This window comes from Ectothiorhodospiraceae bacterium 2226 (assembly GCA_013348725.1).
GTDB lineage: Bacteria > Pseudomonadota > Gammaproteobacteria.
In genome coordinates this window covers 686,717-704,703 of the sequence record CP054689.1, presented here as the reverse complement: position 1 = coordinate 704,703, position 17,987 = coordinate 686,717, and the positions used below count along the sequence as shown (strand labels likewise).

The window sequence follows — 17,987 nt, the reverse complement described above, 5'->3', positions numbered from 1 at the left end:
GGGCAGGGATGCCCCCGCAGTTTTATTCAGTACCAGGAGGCGCGTCGCGCCGGGGCGAGGACGGCCGTGGAAGGTTCGCCCCCCTGGATCAATACGGTTGTGAGCGACATGATCCTCTATTCAGGTGATAACTGTCTGCACAGCCATCGCGTGCGCCTGGTGATGGCAGAGAAGGGCGTTAGCGCGCAAGTCCACAACGTCGACGCCGAGCGCAAGCCCGAAGATCTGGCCGACCTGAATCCCTACAACGAAGTCCCCACGCTGGTTGACCGGGATCTGGTGTTGTACGACTCCCGCGTCATCATGGAGTACCTCGACGAGCGCTTCCCGCACCCCCCGCTGATGCCGGTCGATCCGGTGTCGCGTGCGCGCAATCGTCTCATGCTTTACCGCATCGACCGCGACTGGTATCCGCTCGCCGCACAACTCGCGGGGCGCGAGACCAAGGCGAGCGCGGCGGCGCGCCAGGAGTTGCGCGACGGGCTGACCATGCTCGGTCCGGTGCTGAAGCAGAAACCCTTTTTCCTCAGCGACGAGCTGAGCCTGGTGGATTGTGCAATCGCGCCCTTGCTGTGGCGGTTGCCGAGCTTCGGGATCGAGCTGCCGGGATCGGCGGCCAAGTCGGTGGGCGAGTATGCCCAGCGCCTGTTCGAACGCGAGGCCTTTCGCCAAAGCCTCAGCCCGCGCGAGAGCGATCTGCAGTTCTGATGACTTCCACGCGCCCTTACCTGCTGCGCGCGATGTACGAATGGCTGGTGGACAACGACCTCACGCCCTACGTGCTGGTCGACGCAGCCGCCACCGGCGTGAGTGTGCCGCCCCAGTTCGTGCGTGACGGCAAGATCGTCCTCAATCTCGCGCCGGCCGCAGTACACGGCTTGCACCTCGGTAACGACGAGGTGCGGTTCGGTGCCCGCTTCTCCGGCAAGGCGGTGACGGTGAGTTTTCCTCCCGATGCGGCGCTGGCAATTTACGCGCGCGAGAACGGTCGGGGCATGATGTTTCCCAACGACGGGGAAGACGAGGGCGAGGGTGACGGCGACGACGGCCCGGACGGTCCGGACGGCGGTGGCACCGGCCCCGGACGGGGCCGGCCCAAGCTCAGCGTCGTCAAGTAGTTCCGCGTTCGCGACCGGCGCCGGTCTGGTCGTCGAGGAGCCCGCCGCTCAAGCGGTTCAGTAGGTCGATGGGCAAGGGGAACACGATGGTCGAACTCTTGTCGCTGGCCAGCCCCCCGAGCGTTTCCAGGTAACGCAGGGTCAGCGCCTGGGGCTGCTGCGCGAGAACGCGCGCCGCCTCCAGCAGCTTCTCAGACGCTTCCAGTTCGCCCGCCGCGTGGATGATCTTGGCGCGCTTCTCGCGCTCCGCCTCCGCTTGGCGCGCGATGGCCCGCACCATGGAGGGATCGATGTCCACGTGCTTGATCTCCACATTGGCCACCTTCACGCCCCAGGCATCGGTCTGCGCATCCAGTATGTCTTGGATATCGTTGTTCAGCTTGTCGCGTTCGGCCAGCATCTCGTCCAGGTCGTGGCGTCCCAACACCGAGCGCAGCGTGGTCTGGGCGAGCTGGCTGGTGGCGTCGAAGTAGTTTTCCACCTGGATGATCGCCTTTTGGGAGTCCACTACGCGGAAGTAGATCACCGCGTTGACCTTCACGGAGACGTTGTCGCGCGAGATCACGTCCTGACTGGGCACGTCCATCACTACGGTGCGCAGATCCACCCGCACCATCTGCTGGATGCCGGGGATGACGACGATCAGCCCCGGTCCTTTGATCTTCCAGAACCGGCCGAGCTGGAAAATCACGCCGCGCTCGTATTCGCGGAGGATTCGGAATGCGCTCATCAGGATCAGGATGACGGCGCCGATCAGCAGGTACACGAAGTACAGGGTCATGTTGTTCTCTCCTTTGCCGAGTCCGCGGGTTCCACTTCGAGCGACAGGCCGTCCATGCGGATGACGCGGATCGCCTGCCCGCGCCGTACCGGCAGCGCGCTGTGCGCGTGCCAGGCCTCGCCCTGCACGCGCACGTAACCTGGCTGTTCAGCGCCGAAATCACCCAGCGCGACGCCGTGGTCGCCGACCAGCGACTCGGCGCCCGAGACCACGGGGCGACGCCGGGCCCGGACCGCCATGCCGAGCAAGACGGTGAGCATGACGGCGCTGAGCAGGGCTACCGCGCCGATCAGCGGCAGCGCGAGTTCGAAGCCGGGCACGTCGGTGTCGAACAACATCACCGAACCGATGACGAACGCGATCACGCCGCCGATACCCAGGGCGCCGAAACTGGGGACGAAGGCCTCCGCTACCATCAAGGCGATGCCTAGGATGATCAGCCCGAGACCGGCGTAGTTGAGCGGTAACACCTGGAAGGCGAACAGCGCAAGGATCAGGGACACCGCGCCCGCAACCCCGGGTACGATGCTGCCGGGATTGGCGAACTCGAAGATCAGGCCGTAGATGCCGATCAGCATCAAAATGTACGCCACGTTCGGATTGGTGATCACCGCCAGCAGCCGTGTGCGCCAATCGGGCTCGATGTGCTCGATGGCGAGCTCTGCCGTGGCAAGCAGCCGCTCCTGACCCTGTACCTCCACCGTGCGTCCGTCGATTTGCTCCAGCAGATCGCGCAGATCCTTGGCCAATACGTCGATGACGCCCTCGGCCAGCGCCTCCTCCGAGGTTAGCGTCACGCCTTCGCGCACCGCGCGCTCGGCCCACTCCGCGTTGCGGCCGCGTAGGTTGGCCAGCCCCTTGATGTAGGAAACGGCGTCGTTGATGATTTTGCGCTCCATGGCCGTACCGGGTTGCGGCGTGCCTTCGCGTGGCCGTTCCTGGCGCTCCTCCTCGGGCGCATCCCCATCCTCTTCGCGTTCCCGCTCGCGGGGCTGCTCGGGCTCCGGCGCCCCCGGCGCGCCGCCCATCTGCACGGGCGTGGCGGCGCCGATGCTGGTGGCCGGCGCCATCGCGGCAATGTGGCTGGCATAGGTAATGTAGGTGCCGGCGCTGGCACCGCGCGCGCCGGTCGGGGCGATGTAGGTGGCGATGGGGATGGGGGAGCCCAGGATCTCCTGAACGATGGAGCGCATGGAGGCGTCCAGGCCTCCCGGGGTGTTCATGCGTAGCACTACCAGTGGCGCGCCGCGCTCGGCGGCCTCCCGCAGCCCGCGCTGCACGTAGTCGCTGGTCGCGGGACCGATGGCATCCTCGATGTCGAGCACCACCGCCGGACCGGGGCCGGGCGCGATCTCCTGCGCTATCAGCCACGGCACGGCGAGCAGCAGGAGCAGGGTGCTCGCCAACAGACGGAAGCTACGGCGGTTCAAAGGGATATTCATGCGTTCCCCAAGCATAGCCAGCCTCGGGAGTGCGGGCAATGCCCTCCGCCGGACGCAAGTCACTGATCGAATGAGCGTCACGCCGCACTACGCGGGGCACGTCATGGGAGGGGCGACACGCCCGGCACCCTTCGCTATAGTGTGGGTTTTTACGCACACAGGAAGGATTAGGGTATGAAGGCAGCGAATGGCCGAGTGGTTTCGATGGAATACACACTCACGGACGGCAGCGGCCAGGTGCTGGACGCCAGCAACGGCGAGCCCATGGCCTATCTGCACGGCTTCGGCAATATCGTGCCGGGGTTGGAGAAGGCGCTGGATGGGGCGGAAGTCGGACACAAGGCCCGGGTTCACGTGTCCGCCGACGAGGCCTACGGCCCGAAGAATCCCGAGGCCGAGTTCGAGGTCACGCCGGACAAGTTTCCCGAGGACATGACGCCGCAGGTGGGTATGCAGGTGGCAGCCGAGGGCCCCAACGGGCCGATCGTGCTGACGGTGAAGGAGGTCAAGGACGGCGGCGTGGTGCTCGATGCCAATCACCCGCTGGCGGGCATGGATCTGACCTTCGACGTCGAGATCATCGACGTACGCGACGCCACCGAGGAAGAGTTGGCTCACGGCCACGCCCACTGACGCCGATCGACCCTACTCAAACGCGCTGCGCCCGGCGCAAACCGGGCGCAGCGCTGTCAGATCACGGCTGCTCCAGCCGACATCTAGGCCGACCTCTAGGCGGCTGAGCGGGTACGCTCCTCGTGGGCGCGGGTGAGCGTTCGCAGGTCCGCCTTGTGGCGTCCCGGCGCGGGCCGACGCACCAGGTGCCCCAGCGTCATCCCGTCCAGCACGCCGTACAGGGACTGGCTTACCTCTTGCCAAAGCTGTTGCGGAAGGTTCTGGCCCGGCTGGGCGTGTGCCGGCGGCGTGCCGCTTTCGCCCTCCACGGCGCGAATGATCTCGCCGACCGTGATTTCATCGGCCACGCGCGCCAGGCGGTAGCCACCGCCCGGTCCCCGGGTGCCATGTACCACGCCGGCTTGGCGCAGGTGGCGGAACAGCTGCTCGAGGTAAGAGCCGGAGATGTTCTGCCGCGCGGTGATCTCCGCCAGCGGGACGGCCTTCTGGTCCTGATGCAGGGCCAGATCGAGCAAAGCGGTGACCGCATGACGGCCTTTCGGGGACAGACGCATGTTCATTCCTTCCTGCAGGTGCAGACAAACATTGTACCTATAGTAAGCCTGACTAACGCGGTCAACTTTAGTTCCGCTCAGCCGACCAGCGCGTGCCAGAGGGGCAGCGTGAGTGCGCTGCATGCGGTGGACAGCGTCACCGCCGCGGCGTAGGCCCCAGTATCCAGCCCGTGACGATCACAAAAAACCAAACCGATCACCATGCTGGGCATCGCGCTGCCCAAGACCAACACCGCCAGGGTGGCGGATGGCAGGCCGAGCACCGGGCCTGCCCACCAGGCGAACAGCGGCATCAGTGCTAGCTGGATGACCAGCGCGGGCGCCAGCACCGGCAGACGACGCCAGTGCACCACGTCCCAGCGCAGTGCCATCCCGAGCGCGATGAGCATCAGCGGGACGACGCCATTGCCCAACAGCTCCAGCCACCGGTCCAACCCCTCGGGCAGCCCCACGCCGCCGAGGTTGAGCCCGACGGCGGCGATACCGGCCCATAGGGGCGGCACCGCAGCGAAGGCGCGCAGCAGCCGGCGCGGCGTCAGCGGCGTGGTGCCGCGCCGGCCATCGGCGCGTTGCCCATAATGCTGTGCGATCAAGACCCCGACGGTCATCAGCAGCGGGAAGGCGGCGAACAGATCGTACTGGATGATGATGGCTTGCGCCCACGTGCCCAGCGCCTGACCCACCACCGGCAAACCGAGGTAGATGACGTTGGGGAAGGCCGCGGCCAGCACCAGCGCGCCGGCGAGCCGTGGCGGCGTGCGGCCCACGCGGTAGACCGCTGCGGCGGTCGCCAGGGCCAGTAGTATGGTCGCGGCGGCCAGCAGGGCCAGCCGCAGACTGTCGGCGCCAAGCGGCGCCTGCCACAACACCCTGAGTATCAGTGCCGGGAGCAAGATGTAGTACACCAGGGCGGTGAGCGCCGGACGCACCGCGTCGGCCTGCAGGCCTCCCGGTTGCCAAGCGCGCCACAGCACGCCGCACAGGATCAGGCCGCCCATTTGTATCAGCACATCGATCATACGCGGCGTAGCGCTCCGGTGACGCCGACACGCCCGGGCCGCGGCGTGTGTTGGATACAATGAGAGAGCAATGGGATCCGCGCACGCGGCACGACACGGAGAAGGGAACACGCATGTTGACGGTACTGGACGCGCTGCCTGACGGACTGCTGACCCGGGATGCTGCGCGCGTGTGGGAGCTCCTGCGGGGGCCGACGCTGATCCACTTGCCGGGCCGGCGCGAGCCGCCGCTGTTCGTGTCGGTACTGCTGCACGGCAACGAGACCACCGGGTGGGACGCCGTGCGTGCGCTGCTTGCGCGCTACGCCGGGCGGGCGTTGCCGCGCGCGCTGTCGCTGTTCGTCGGCAACGTCGCGGCGGCGCGCGCCGGCGTGCGCCGCCTGCCGGGACAGCCGGACTATAACCGCGTGTGGACGCCGGGGAAGGACTTCGCCCCGGAACGGGCGCTGATGGCCGAGGTGGTGGCGGCGATGGCCGCGCGCGGCGTGTTCGCCAGCGTGGACGTGCACAACAACACCGGCCGCAATCCGCACTACGCCTGCGTGAACCGACTCATGCCCGCGTACCTGCACCTGGCCACGCTGTTCAGCCGCACGGTCGTGTATTTCCGCAAGCCCGACGGCGTGCAGTCCATGGCCTTCGCTGAGCTGTGTCCGGCGGTCACGCTGGAGTGCGGCCAGCCGGGTCAGGCGGGCAGCATGGCTCATGCGCTCGATTATCTGGAGGCCTGCCTGCATCTGAATGAGCTGCCGAGCCATCCGGTGGCGCCGCAGGACATCGGGCTGTTTCACACCGTGGCGGTGGTAAAGGTGCCCCCGCACACGCGCTTTGGTTTCGGAGCGCAGCCCACCGAGGACTGCAGTCTGTGTTTCGCCGAGGACTTGGATCATTACAACTTCCACGAACTGCCGCAGGGTACCGTGCTGGGATACGTCAACGGGTGCCATGTTCGGCTGGAGGCGTGGGACGAGCAGGGCGCCGACGTGGGCGAGCGGTACTTCACGGTGGAGCAGGGCACCTTGCGTACCCGCCTGCCGGTGATGCCGTCCATGCTGACCCGCGACGAGAACATCATTCGCCAGGACTGTCTGTGCTACCTGATGGAGCGCCTGCCGTTGCAGGAGACGGCCTGAAGCGGTAGACCAGCGCGCCGAGCTCCTCGCGCAGCACCCGCCGACTGATGTCCAGCGCCTCGGCGCTCGGCAGGAAGTCCTCGCCGCGCCGGGCCGGATGGCGTAAGCGCGTGTAGCCGGTGGGCGCCGCCACCACCGTCAGGCCGGCGCGCTCGAAGGCGCGCTGCGCGCGCGGCATGTGCCAGGCGGAGGTCACCAGCAGCACGTGCTCGATGCCGTGCGGGGCGAGCAGGCTGGCGCTGTAGGTGCCGTTCTCCCAGGTGGTGCGGCTGTCGCGCTCCAGCCAGCGCGCGCTCACACCGAACTCCTGCAACACCGCCGCCATCAGGTCGGCTTCGGGCTCGCCGCCGAATGGCGCGCCCCCGCTCACCAGCACGGGCAGCCCTGTCGCCCGCGCCAGGTGGGCCGCATAGCGCACCCGCTCAAGCGGCCAGCGCGAGAGGGTATCGGCGCCATACTCGGGCGCATCCACGTAGCGTCCGCCGCCCAGGACCACCACGGCACCCGCGTCGCTGGCGCGTGCCGCCTGTGCCGACACGGCGGGCGCGGTTTCCAGGCGCGCGGCGAGGGCCTGCGCCACCAGGGGCAGGCTGAGCAGATACAGGGCGAACCAGCCGGTGAGCAGCAGTGCGCCGCCGAGCCGCGGGCGCCTGCGCAGCGCCAACAGCCCGATCAGAGCCAGCAGCAGCGGCCCGCCGGGCGGCAGGACCAGCGCTTCGGCGAGGCGGGTGAGGGCTAGCGACAAGGCTTAGCGCACGGCCTCGCCCGCCGCCTGCAGATCGGCGTGGTAGGAGGAGCGCACCATGGGACCGCTGGCCACGTTGTCGAAGCCGAGCGCGCGCGCAGCCTCGCCGAGGCGGGCGAAGCCCTCGGGCGGCAGGTAGCGGGCCACCGGCAGGTGGTGCCGGCTCGGCTGCAGATACTGGCCCAGTGTCAGCATATTGCAGCCGTGGGCGCGCAGGTCGCGCAGCACCTCTTCGATTTCGGCGTCGCTCTCGCCCAGACCGACCATCAGACCCGATTTGGTGGGGATAGCGGGGAATCGCTGCTTGAAGGCCTGCAGCAGGCGCAGCGAACCCTCGTAGCTCGCCCCGGGCCGGGCCTGCTTGTACAGGCGCGGAACGGTCTCCAGGTTGTGATTGAAGACGTCCGGCGGCGCGGCCGCCAAGGCCTCTAGCGCGCGCGCCTCGCGGCCGCGGAAGTCCGGCACCAGCACCTCGATGCGGGTCTGGGGGCTGGCCGCGCGCACGGCCTGGATGCAGGCGGCGAAGTGCGCCGCCCCGCCGTCGCGCAGGTCGTCCCGGTCCACCGAGGTGATGACCACGTAGCGCAGCCCCATGGCCGCCACGGTGCGGGCGAGGTTGGCGGGCTCTTCGGGGTCGGGCGGCTGCGGGCGGCCATGGGCCACGTCGCAGAACGGGCAGCGGCGCGTGCACAACTCGCCGAGGATCATGAACGTCGCCGTGCCGTGACCGAAGCACTCGCCGAGATTGGGGCAGGAGGCCTCCTCGCACACGGTGTGCAGGCGATGTTCGCGCAGGACCTGCTTGAGCCGCACCACCTCGGGATTGTTCGGCGAGCGCGCGCGTATCCAGTGCGGCTTGCGCAGCGGGCGCTCGGCCGGCACCACCTTGATGGGGATGCGGGCCGTCTTCGAGGCCCCTTTTAGGGGATTGGGAGCTACCGGGGGCAGCTCGTCCAGGGGATGATCCGACATGCGCGGCTCCGGGCCGTGGCGGCAAAGGGGGCTATTGTAGGCCCTGTCGGGCCGTGCACAAACCGTGCGGGCCGTGATCGGCCTCGCGCCGAGCGCTCACGCGGCGCGCGAGGCCTCCGCGAGGCGCGCCTGCAAATGCACGAGCAGCCGCTCGGCGGCCGCTTCGACGTCGTTCAGCGCGGTCAGATCGGCCAGCTGGGTAACCGGCAGGCCGGGGTAGCCGCAGGGGTTGATGCGCGCGAAGGGCGCGAGGTCCATGGCGACGTTCAAGGCCAGGCCGTGATAGGCGCAGCCGCGGCGTACGCGCAGGCCGAGCGCGGCGATCTTGGCGCCGCCCACATACACACCCGGTGCCGAGCGGCGGCGCTCACCCGTCACGCCCTCGGCGGCCAGCAAGTCGATCACCGCCAGCTCCAGCCGGTCGACCAGCTCCCTGACCCCCAGGCCGCGGCGGCGCAGGTCCAGCAGCGTGTACACGACCACCTGGCCGGGGCCGTGGTAGGTGACTTGGCCGCCGCGGTCCACGGGGACCAGCGGGATGTCACCCGGGTCGAGCACATGTTCGGGTTTGGCGTTCAGGCCGAGGGTATACACCGGCGGGTGTTCAACGACCCACAGCTCGTCCGGGGAGTCCGGGCCGCGGCTGTCCGTATAGGTCTGCATGGCCTGCCACACGGGACGGTAGTCCCGCCGCCCGAGCCGGCGCACCTGCACGGCGTCCGCCCTGGGCGCCGATGCTGTCATCCGCATCGCGTCTACAGCACGAAACTCGAGCCTTCCCAAGCGGTGAGTGCCTGGTAGATGGCGTCGAGTTGCGCGCGGCTCTGGGCATTGATGGTGACGGTGACAGACAGGTAGCGCCCACCGCTGCTCGCGCGGCAGCGCACGTCGGCGTCGCCGAGGTCCGGCGCCTGGGCGCGCACCAGTCGGCACACCTCCTCGCTGAAGCCGGGCCGCGTGGGCCCCATCACCTTGATGGGGAAACGGCAGGGAAACTGTAGGGGGCTGTCCTCTCCCATGTCACCTCCTGTGTGCGGCGCCGACGCTCAGCCGCCGGCGCGCAGCCGCGCCTTGTAGGCGCGGTAGAGTTCCGTAATGCGGGCCCACATGGGGCCGGGCTTGCCGCTGCCGACCGGATGGCCGTCGAGGCGCGTGACGGCGGTCACTTCGCGGGTGGAACTGGTGAGCCAAATCTCGTCCGCGTCGGGTAGATCGTCCGCTAAGAGGATGTCCTCGCGCAGCGGCAGGTCGTGCTCGCGCGCCAGTTCCACCACTAGGTCGCGGGTAATGCCCGGCAGCAGCAAGGCGCTCTTGGGCGGCGTGACGATGATCCCGTTCAGCACCGCGAACACGTTGCTGGCCGCCGCTTCGGTAACCTGTTCGCCGCGCACCAGAATGGCCTCGGCCGCGCCCGCCTCGACGGCGTGCTGGCGCAGCAGCACGTTGGGGAGCAGGGCGATGGACTTGATATGGCACAGCTTCCAGCGGATGTCTTCCACCGTGATCGCGGCCACGCCCTCGCGCCGCACCTGCTCGGCGGGTTCGAGCAGGGGCGAGGACATCGCGAATACGGTCGGTTCGACAGCGGCCGGAAAGGCATGGTCGCGCTTCGCCACGCCGCGCGTCACCTGCAGGTATAGCGACTGGTCGCCATCGCCGTTGCGGCGCACCAGTTCCTCCAGCAGCGTGCGCCACGCCTCGTGCGACAGCGGGTTGGCCAGGCGGATGCCCGCCAGGCTGTCGTCGAGGCGCTGCAGGTGGTGCTCCAGGCGGAACAGGTGGCCGCCGTACACCGGGATGACCTCATAGACGCCGTCGGCGAACAGAAAGCCGCGGTCGAGCACCGAGACCTTGGCCTCGGTGGCCGGCATGAACGCGCCGTTGAGGTAGACGAGGCTGCTGGGATGCATCGGCTCCGCCATGGGTGCGCGCCTACTGGAACATCAGCTTGACGTTGTCGACCAGGCGCTGCCAGAGGCCGCCCTCGCCGACGTCGTCCAGCGCCACCAGCGGCCGGCTGGCCAGTTCCCGATCGCCCAGCGTCACGTGCACAAAGCCGTGCTCGCGACCCTTCTCGGTCGGCGCGACGATCTGCCCGTCGATGGCCATGGTCGCCTTCAGGTTGTCGTACTGGCCGCGCGGCACGGTGATGTACAGCGGCTCCGTCAGGCCGACCGGCAAGGTCTCGGCGGCACCGCGCCAGATACGGATGTCGGTCAGCGCCTCGTTGGCGGCGTACAGGCGGTGGGTCTCGAAGAAGCGGAAACCGTAGTTGAGCAGCTTGTGCGATTCGGCCGCGCGCGCGTTTTCGTTGGCCGCGCCGAGCAGCACCGAGATCAGACGCATGTCGCCGCGCTGCCCCGACGCCACCAGGCAGTAGCCGGCGGCGTTGGTGTGGCCGGTCTTGAAGCCGTCCACGCTCTCGTCGCGCCACAGCAGGCGGTTGCGGTTGTGCTGCGTGATGCCGTTGTAGGTGAAGCTGCGCTCGGAATACCAGCCGTAGTATTCGGGGAAGCGCTCGATCAGGGCGCGGGCCAGCAGCGCCATGTCGCGCGCCGTGGTGATGTGATCGGCTTGCGGCAGGCCGGTGCTGTTGAGGAAGTTGGAGTGGTTCATGCCGAGTTGGCGCGCGTGATTGTTCATCAACAGCGCAAAGGCGTCCTCGCCGCCGGCCACGTGCTCGGCCAGCGCCACGCTGGCGTCGTTGCCGGATTGGATGATCATGCCCTTCAGCAGGTCCTCGACGGACACGCGGTTGTTGACCTCGATGAACATGCGCGAGCCGGGCATGCGCCAGGCCTTCTCGCTCACCAGCACCTCGTCGTCGAGCGCGATGTTCCCCTGCGCCAGTTCGTGGAATACCACGTAGGCGGTCATGATCTTGGTGAGGCTCGCCGGTTCGAGCGGCGCGTCGGCGTTCTCCTCGGCAAGCACCTGGCCGCTGTGGAAATCCATCAGCAGGTAGCCCTTGGCGGCGATGGCCGGTGCGGCCGGAATGATGCTGCTCGCGCCGACCGGCGCGGTGAGCAGGGCGAGGAGGAGACCGAGGAGTAGGATTCTTGACGTCATGGTGAGTCGACTCGCTGCGCTGTTACGGCATGAACGGAAAGGTGCGGTGCCGGACCGGGGCACCGCCTCGGAAATTGTACGGCCCGCCGAGCGGCCGGGGATAGGTCTGGTTCGCAAAGCGCTACTCCATCACCAGATGCGGGCTGATGATACCCAGCGGCCCGACGCGGCGGGTGAGCGCATCCGCCTCGGTGGTGTCGGCCAGCGGCCCCAAGCGCACCCGGTAAACCGGCTGGTCGTGGGAGCCCCCCTGCGTGACCACCACCTCGCGTTCGAGGTGCTGCGCCAAGTCCTGACGCAGGGCCTCGGCCCGCTCGCGACGCGTGAACGCGCCGACCTGCAGGTACAGGCGCGCGCCGGGGCGCACCTCCACGGGCGGCGCCTCGACCGGGCGGATCAGCCCCGGTGCCTCGGCCTGTAGCGGCGCCTCCGTGGGTACGATGGCCACCACCTCCACCGGCGCGGTGCCCGCCTGCATCATCCCCAGGCGCTTGGCGGCCACGTAGGACAGATCGATGATGCGTCCCTCGTGGAACGGACCGCGGTCGTTGATGCGCACCACGATGCTCTGCCCCGTCTGCAGATGCGTGACGCGGGCGTAGCTCGGCAAGGGCAGGGTCTTGTGGGCGGCGGTCATCTGATACATGTCGTAGATCTCGCCGCTGGAGGTGCGCCGGCCGTGGAACTTGGTGCCGTACCAGGACGCCAGACCGCGTTCGGCGTAGCCCTCGGCGGTGTCCAGCACGTGGTAGGTCTGCCCCATCACGGTATAGCGGGCCGGATTGCCGTAGCGGGCGCGCGGCTCCGGACGGGGCACCGCGTTCGCCACATGGGTAACGTCCACGCGGCCCGCCGGCGCGCCGTCCGGGTCGGGACCGGAGGGCGGAATCGGCCGCGCGACCGAGGTCGGCTTGACGGGTTCCGCGGGCTGCGAGGGTTGGGCCGATTGCACCGGCTCGCGCGGCGAGCTGCACGCCGCGAGCAGTAACGAGAACACGGCCATCCCGGCCCACGGCCACAGGCCGTGCAGAGTGCGACCGCTCATCGGCTTACTTCTCGCGCGCGGCGCGGATGGCCTGGGCGAGGTCGTGCACCGCCATCGCGTACAGCGAACTGTGGTTGTAGCGCGTGATGACGAAGAAGTTCTGCCAACCGACCCAATGCTCGACGCCGTTCTCGGTCTCGAGCTCGATCAGCGCACCGCGCACGCTGTCGGGTACGGCCTGCCCCACACGGATGCCGTGGGCCGTCAGCTCCTCGGCGGTGGAGTGCGGCCGAATGCCGCGCTCGAGCACTTCACGATAGCCGTTGCCGTCCAGCTGGGCGCGGCTGACGATCGGCCCGCCGCGCTGCCACTGATGGGCGCGCAGGTAATTGGCGACGCTGCCGATGGCGTCGGCGGCGCTGTTCCACAGGTCGCGTCGCCCGTCGCCGTCGAAGTCCACCGCGTAGGCCTGGAAGCTGCTGGGCATGAACTGTGCTTTGCCCATGGCACCGGCGTAGGAGCCCATCATGTCCAGCGGGTCGTAGCCTTCCTTGCGCGTCATGAGCAGGTAGTTTTCGAGCTCGCTGGTGAAGAACTGCGCGCGCCGCGGGTAGTCGAGCGCGAGGGTCGCCAGCGCGTCGATCACGCGGTGACTGCCCTTGTGCCGTCCGTAGCGGCTCTCCACGCCGATGATGGCGACGATGATCTCGGCGGGCACGCCGTAGGTCTGCTCGGCGCGGGCCAGCGTGTCGGCGTGCTCGTTCCAGAACGCGACGCCGCCGTTGATGCGGTCGCCGGTGAGGAAAATGGGGCGGTACTGGTGCCAGGGGCGGCGCTCGGCGGGGCGCGTCATGGCGCGGATGATGTCGGGACGCAACTCGGTCTGGCTGAAGACGCGTTCGAGTTCGGGCCGCTCGAAGCTGTGGCGGTCCACCATGTCGTCGATGAAACGTTGCAGCTCCGGGCGCTCGAGCAGCGCCGCGTGGGCGCTGGAGCCGAACAAGAGGAACAACCCAGCCATCAATCCGTAGTGCTTCACGTTCTCCCCCTGGCGTCGCGGCGCGTCACGTGCCCGCGAGCATTTTGCGGTGCGTTTGAATCGACATGAGGATACCGAACCCCGCCATCAGGGTCACCATGGAGGTGCCCCCATAGCTGATCAGCGGTAGCGGGACCCCGACCACCGGCAGCAGGCCCGTGACCATGCCGATGTTCACGAACAGATACACAAAAAACGTCAGCGTCAGGCTGCCGGCCACCAGGCGCCCGAAGTTGTCCTGCGCCCGGACCGCGATGTACAGCCCGCGTCCGATCACGAACAGGTATAGCGCAATCAGCAGCACCACCCCGACGAAGCCGAACTCCTCGCCGAATACGGCGAATATGAAGTCCGTGGAGCGCTCCGGCAGGAAGTCCAGGTGCGACTGCGTGCCGTTCAGCCAGCCCTTGCCGTAGAGCCCGCCCGAGCCGATCGCGATCTTCGATTGGATGATGTGATAACCGGCCCCCAGCGGGTCGTTCTCGGGATTCAGGAACGTCATCACGCGCTGGCGCTGGTAATCGTGCAGGAAGTGCCAGGCCACCGGCGCGGTCGCCGCTCCCAAAGCGGCCAAAATGCCGATGATGCGCGCGCGCAGGCCGGCCAACAGCAGCACGAAGGCCCCCGAGGCGGCAATCAGCAGTGAGGTGCCGAGGTCGGGCTGCTTGACCACCAGCGCGACCGGCACCACGATCAGCAGCGCCGCGCCGAGCAGGCGTCCGAGGGTGGGCGGCAGCGGGCGCTCGGCCAGGAACCAGGCGACCATCATGGGGACGGCGAGCTTCATGAGCTCCGAGGGCTGGAAGCGGACCACGCCGAGGTCCAGCCAGCGCTGCGCGCCCTTGCCGACCTCGCCGAAGAACAACACCGCGAGCAGCAACAGCAGCCCGACGCTGAACACCCAGGGCGACCACGCGCGCAGCGTGGTGGGACGTACCTGTGCCAGTGCGACCAGTACGGCGAAACCGAGCCCCAGGCGCACCACTTGGCGCCAGACCAGGTCCATGTCCTCGCCGCCCGCGCTGTACAGCACTACCAGCCCGGCGCCCGCGATCAGCAGCAGACCGACCAGCAGCGGCAGGTCGATGTGCAGGCGGGCCCACACGCCGGCCTCATGGCGCATTTCGTCTCCCCGCCGGTAGCCTACGGACAGCAGGCTCATGGCTGCGCCTCCAAAAAGTACGCGTCCAGCACCTGGCGTGCGACCGGCGCCGCCACGGCGCCGCCGCTACCGCCGTTCTCCACGATGACCGACACCGCCAGGCGCGGCTCCTCGGCGGGTGCGTAGGCGACGAATAGGGCGTGGTCGCGCAGGTGCTTGGCCACGTTCTCTTCGTCGTACTCCTCGTCCTGGGCGAGCCCGAATACCTGCGCAGTGCCCGTCTTGCCGGCGATGCGGTACTCGGCGTTGGCGATACTGCGGGCGGTGGCGCGCGGGCTGTGCACGGCGCGCATCATCGAGTGCTGCACTTGCTGCCAGTTGGCGGCGCTCCTCGGCGTCATCGTGTCGGTGACCTCCGGCAGACGGGTCTGCATCTCGCCGTTGGCGCGGTTGTACAGGCTGTTGACTACCTGCGGGCGCAGGCGCCGGCCATTGTTGGCCAGGGTGGCGGTGATCGTCGCGAGCTGCAACGGTGTGGAGAGCATGTAGCCCTGGCCGATGCCGGCGATCAGGGTCTCGCCCGGAAACCACGCCTGGCCGCGGGCGCCGCGCTTCCAGTCGCGGGTGGGCATCAGGCCGCGCGCCTCGCCGCTGATGTCGATGCCGGTGTGCTTACCGAAACCGAAGCTCAGCATGTAGTCCGACAGCCGGTCGATACCCATGCGGTGGGCGAGGTCGTAGTAATAGATGTCGCAGGACTCGACGATGGCCTTGTCGAGGTCGGTGTGGCCGTGTCCCTGCCGGCGCCAGTCGCGGTAGCGCCGGTCGTCGTTCGGCAGGGTGTACCAGCCGCGACAGTGCAGCCCCTCGGACGCCGTGTTGAGGCCGAGTTCGATGCCGCCCAGGCCGACGAACGGTTTCACCGTGCTGCCGGGCGGGTACTGGCCGCGCAACGCGCGGTTGAACAGCGGCCGCCCGGGCGAGTTCATCAGCGCGTTGTACGTCTCGCGGTCGATACCGTCCACGAACAGGTTGGGGTCGTAGGTCGGCAGGCTGACCAACGCCTTGACGGCGCCGGTGTGCACGTCCACGGCCACCACGGCGCCGCGGCGGTCATCGAGTGCGCGTTCGGCGGCCACCTGCAGACGCACGTCGATGTTCAGGTGCAGGTCCTTGCCGGGGACGGGGTCGACGCGCTCGAGTACGCGCAAGATGCGCCCGAGGGCGTTGGTCTCGACCTGTTGCAGGCCGACCTGGCCGAGTAGCTCCTGTTCGTAGCGGTGCTCGATGCCGACCTTGCCGATGTGGGTAGTGCCACGGTAGGCGGAGCGGTCGATGCGGGCGAGTTCCTGCGCGTTGATGTGTCCGACGTAGCCCACCACGTGCGCGGTGAGGGCCCCCAGCGGGTAGTGACGCGTGAGCCGCGCTTCGATATCCACACCCGGAAAACGGTGCCGGTTGATGGCGAAGCGCGCCGTCTCCTCCTCGCTGAGGCGGGTGCGTACCGGTACGCCTTCGTAGGGTCGGCGCGCGCGGGCGAGGTTGCGAAAGCGGCGCAGGTCCGCCTCGGTGATCTCGATCAGTTCGCCCAACTCGGCGAGCGTGGCCTCGAGGTCGGGCACGCGCTCGATGACCAGTTCCAGGCTAAAGCTCGGCAGGTTCTCGGCCAGCACCACGCCGTTGCGGTCGTAGATCAGGCCGCGCGTGGGGGGCACGGGCAGGATGTTGACGCGGTTGTTGTGCGACAGGGTGGTGTAATGCCCATGGTCGACGATCTGCAGGAAGCTCAACCGGGCGATCAGCCCCAGCAGCGCCAGCACCACCAGCACGGCAGCAATCAAGGCGCGCGTGCCGATCAGGCGGGCCTCGCCGCCGGCATCCTGGAGTTGCGCATAGGGGCTTCTCGGCATCGGTAGCCGCCCCTCAGCTGATCTGGAAGCGGCGCCGAACGTCGCGCAGGATGAGGAACAGCCATGGCCACAACAGCATGCTGGTGAGCGAGGGCGTCCAGTAATCCCAGCCGGCGGGCGCTTGACCGGTGATGCCGCGAATCCACAACAGAATCATTTGGTGCAATGCGATCAGCACCAGGATGCTCAGCGCCTGCTGCCAGAGCGGGTAGACGCGCACGCGCTGGTGCAGCTTCAGGGTGAGGTAGGCCACGATGGCCAGCGACAGGGCATGCTGACCGAGCACGGCGCCGCGCATCACGTCGAGCAGCAGGCCCACGCCCCAGCCCACCCCCACGCCGACGCGGGAGGGCACCGCCATACACCAGTAAATCAGCACCAGCGCCACCCATTCGGGCCGCGCGGCGCTGGTCCAGCCGGGCAGCGGCAGCACGGTCAGCGCGAGGGCGACGGCAAAGGAGGCGCCGATGACCAGCACGCCTTGGGCGCCGACGCCCTTCATGGTGCGTCGGCGTCCAGCCGCTCCGCGGCGAGCGGTGCGTCCTGGAGGGTCCCGGCCGGCTCGGGCGCTGCGTCCGCCACCGCCTGCGTGGCGCGCTCCTCCAGCCACACCAGCAGGACTTGGCGGCTGCGGTCGAGTTGGGCGGTGGGCTCGGCGACCACGCGCGCGAAGGGCAGCCCCGGCTGGGAGTCGACGCGCACCACCGTACCGACCGGGTAGCCGGCGGGGAACCGGCCCCCGAGGCCCGAGGTGACCAGCAGGTCACCGGGCACGATGTCGGCATTGTTCGGCAAGTGGGGCAATTCCAACTGGTTGTCGGCGCCGGTGCCGACCGCCAGCGCGCGCAGGCCGTTGCGATTGACCTGCACCGGGACCGCGTGCGCGGGGTCGGTGATGAGCAGGGCGGTGCTGGTCAATGCCGAGGTGTGGGTGATCTGCCCCATGACCCCGTAGGCGTCGAGCAGCGGCTGGCCGGCGAACACGCCATGGCGCCCGCCGCGATTGAGCACGACCTTGCGGCGGTACGGATCGAGATCCACCGCCAGTAGCTCGGCGATCAGGGTGCGCTCCGCGACACGCTCTGAGGAGTGCAGCAGGGCGCGCAGGCGCTGGTTTTCGGACTCCAGGGAAGCCATTTTCTGCATCTGCGCCTTGAGCAGCAGGTTCTGGGTGCGCAGACGGTCGTTGTCATCGCGCAGGTGGCGCTGGGTGCTGAAGGCCTCCACCGCCCAGTCGCCCGCGCTCGCCGGCAGATCCACCGCGTACTGCAGGGGGGCGAGCGCGAGGGCGAGGGTGCCACGCACGGCGTCCAAGTGTCCTTCCCGATGGTCCAACGTCATCAGCACCACGGATAGCAGGCTCAGCAGGACGACCCGCGCGGTGAGCGATGGACCCTGGATGAACAGCCGTTTGATGGCGACCTCCACGGATGTTCACAGGCGGAGGACGGCCTTGGCCCCCGCAGTGGATTATTGCGAATACCC

20 protein-coding genes are annotated in these 17,987 nt (G+C 68.5%); 4 read left to right on the top strand and 16 right to left on the bottom strand.

The window, feature by feature from the left end:
• The first annotated feature begins 108 nt into the window (after positions 1-108).
• Positions 109-708 (top strand): glutathione S-transferase N-terminal domain-containing protein, encoded by a 600-nt coding sequence (locus HUS23_03230; protein ID QKT04949.1) that lies wholly within the window; start codon positions 109-111, stop codon positions 706-708.
• Positions 708-1,118, top strand: a complete 411-nt coding sequence (locus tag HUS23_03225; protein ID QKT02889.1) for a ClpXP protease specificity-enhancing factor — start codon at positions 708-710, stop codon at positions 1,116-1,118. Before HUS23_03230 ends, HUS23_03225 begins: the two co-directional genes overlap by 1 nt.
• On the opposite strand, the gene HUS23_03220 is transcribed toward HUS23_03225, so the two are convergent.
• Together HUS23_03220 and HUS23_03215 are read right to left on the bottom strand one after the other, a co-directional pair.
• A complete protein-coding gene (locus tag HUS23_03220; protein QKT02888.1) occupies positions 1,111-1,899 on the bottom strand; it encodes a slipin family protein in 789 nt (262 codons plus the stop codon). The genes HUS23_03225 and HUS23_03220 overlap by 8 nt on opposite strands.
• Positions 1,896-3,341, bottom strand: coding sequence for a nodulation protein NfeD (locus HUS23_03215; GenBank protein ID QKT02887.1), 1,446 nt, complete (start codon positions 3,339-3,341; stop codon positions 1,896-1,898). The genes HUS23_03220 and HUS23_03215 overlap by 4 nt, the downstream gene beginning before the upstream one ends.
• Positions 3,342-3,515: 174 nt before the next feature.
• Here HUS23_03215 and HUS23_03210 point away from each other — a divergent pair, with 174 nt between their 5' ends.
• Positions 3,516-3,974: a peptidylprolyl isomerase gene (locus tag HUS23_03210; protein QKT02886.1), complete on the top strand. Its 459-nt coding sequence runs from the start codon at positions 3,516-3,518 to the stop codon at positions 3,972-3,974.
• Between the two features lie 95 nt (positions 3,975-4,069).
• Here HUS23_03210 and HUS23_03205 read toward each other — a convergent pair whose 3' ends face one another.
• A complete protein-coding gene (locus HUS23_03205; GenBank protein QKT02885.1) occupies positions 4,070-4,528 on the bottom strand; it encodes an Rrf2 family transcriptional regulator in 459 nt (152 codons plus the stop codon).
• A gap of 77 nt (positions 4,529-4,605) precedes the next feature.
• Positions 4,606-5,547: an AEC family transporter gene (locus tag HUS23_03200; GenBank protein QKT02884.1), complete on the bottom strand. Its 942-nt coding sequence runs from the start codon at positions 5,545-5,547 to the stop codon at positions 4,606-4,608.
• Between the two features lie 113 nt (positions 5,548-5,660).
• On the opposite strand from HUS23_03200, the gene HUS23_03195 reads away from it, so the two are divergent.
• On the top strand, positions 5,661-6,680 hold the full coding sequence (locus HUS23_03195; GenBank protein ID QKT02883.1) for a succinylglutamate desuccinylase/aspartoacylase family protein: 1,020 nt from the start codon (positions 5,661-5,663) through the stop codon (positions 6,678-6,680).
• Here the strand turns inward: HUS23_03195 and HUS23_03190 are convergent.
• The 12 genes from HUS23_03190 to mreC all read right to left on the bottom strand — a co-directional run bounded on the left by HUS23_03190 (position 6,619) and on the right by mreC (position 17,930).
• Positions 6,619-7,392, bottom strand: coding sequence for a YdcF family protein (locus tag HUS23_03190; GenBank protein ID QKT04948.1), 774 nt, complete (start codon positions 7,390-7,392; stop codon positions 6,619-6,621). The two genes, HUS23_03195 and HUS23_03190, sit on opposite strands and share 62 nt — an antisense overlap.
• Before the next feature lie 36 nt (positions 7,393-7,428).
• Positions 7,429-8,397 carry a lipoyl synthase gene (gene lipA / locus HUS23_03185; protein ID QKT02882.1) on the bottom strand — a complete coding sequence of 323 codons (969 nt, stop codon included), beginning with the start codon at positions 8,395-8,397 and terminating at the stop codon, positions 7,429-7,431.
• A gap of 96 nt (positions 8,398-8,493) precedes the next feature.
• The gene (gene lipB, locus HUS23_03180) at positions 8,494-9,147 is read right to left on the bottom strand and encodes a lipoyl(octanoyl) transferase LipB (GenBank protein ID QKT02881.1); all 654 of its coding nucleotides are present in this window, start codon (positions 9,145-9,147) and stop codon (positions 8,494-8,496) included.
• A 5-nt stretch (positions 9,148-9,152) separates the two neighbouring features.
• A complete protein-coding gene (locus HUS23_03175; protein ID QKT02880.1) occupies positions 9,153-9,416 on the bottom strand; it encodes a DUF493 domain-containing protein in 264 nt (87 codons plus the stop codon).
• Between the two features lie 27 nt (positions 9,417-9,443).
• Positions 9,444-10,307 (bottom strand): D-amino acid aminotransferase, encoded by an 864-nt coding sequence (locus tag HUS23_03170; protein QKT04947.1) that lies wholly within the window; start codon positions 10,305-10,307, stop codon positions 9,444-9,446.
• Positions 10,308-10,329: 22 nt separating this feature from the next.
• Positions 10,330-11,466, bottom strand: coding sequence for a D-alanyl-D-alanine carboxypeptidase (locus tag HUS23_03165; protein ID QKT02879.1), 1,137 nt, complete (start codon positions 11,464-11,466; stop codon positions 10,330-10,332).
• Between the two features lie 121 nt (positions 11,467-11,587).
• A complete protein-coding gene (locus HUS23_03160; GenBank protein QKT02878.1) occupies positions 11,588-12,511 on the bottom strand; it encodes a septal ring lytic transglycosylase RlpA family protein in 924 nt (307 codons plus the stop codon).
• Between the two features lie 4 nt (positions 12,512-12,515).
• On the bottom strand, positions 12,516-13,472 hold the full coding sequence (mltB, locus tag HUS23_03155; GenBank protein ID QKT04946.1) for a lytic murein transglycosylase B: 957 nt from the start codon (positions 13,470-13,472) through the stop codon (positions 12,516-12,518).
• 43 nt (positions 13,473-13,515) lie between these two features.
• Entirely contained in the window at positions 13,516-14,652 is a 1,137-nt protein-coding gene (rodA, locus tag HUS23_03150) for a rod shape-determining protein RodA (protein QKT02877.1), read from the bottom strand.
• Complete coding sequence (mrdA, locus tag HUS23_03145; protein QKT02876.1) at positions 14,649-16,502, bottom strand: penicillin-binding protein 2; 1,854 nt, start codon at positions 16,500-16,502, stop codon at positions 14,649-14,651. Before mrdA ends, rodA begins: the two co-directional genes overlap by 4 nt.
• Before the next feature lie 13 nt (positions 16,503-16,515).
• Complete coding sequence (gene mreD / locus HUS23_03140; protein ID QKT02875.1) at positions 16,516-17,004, bottom strand: rod shape-determining protein MreD; 489 nt, start codon at positions 17,002-17,004, stop codon at positions 16,516-16,518.
• Complete coding sequence (gene mreC, locus HUS23_03135; protein QKT02874.1) at positions 17,001-17,930, bottom strand: rod shape-determining protein MreC; 930 nt, start codon at positions 17,928-17,930, stop codon at positions 17,001-17,003. The genes mreD and mreC overlap by 4 nt, the downstream gene beginning before the upstream one ends.
• Positions 17,931-17,987: the final 57 nt, after the last annotated feature.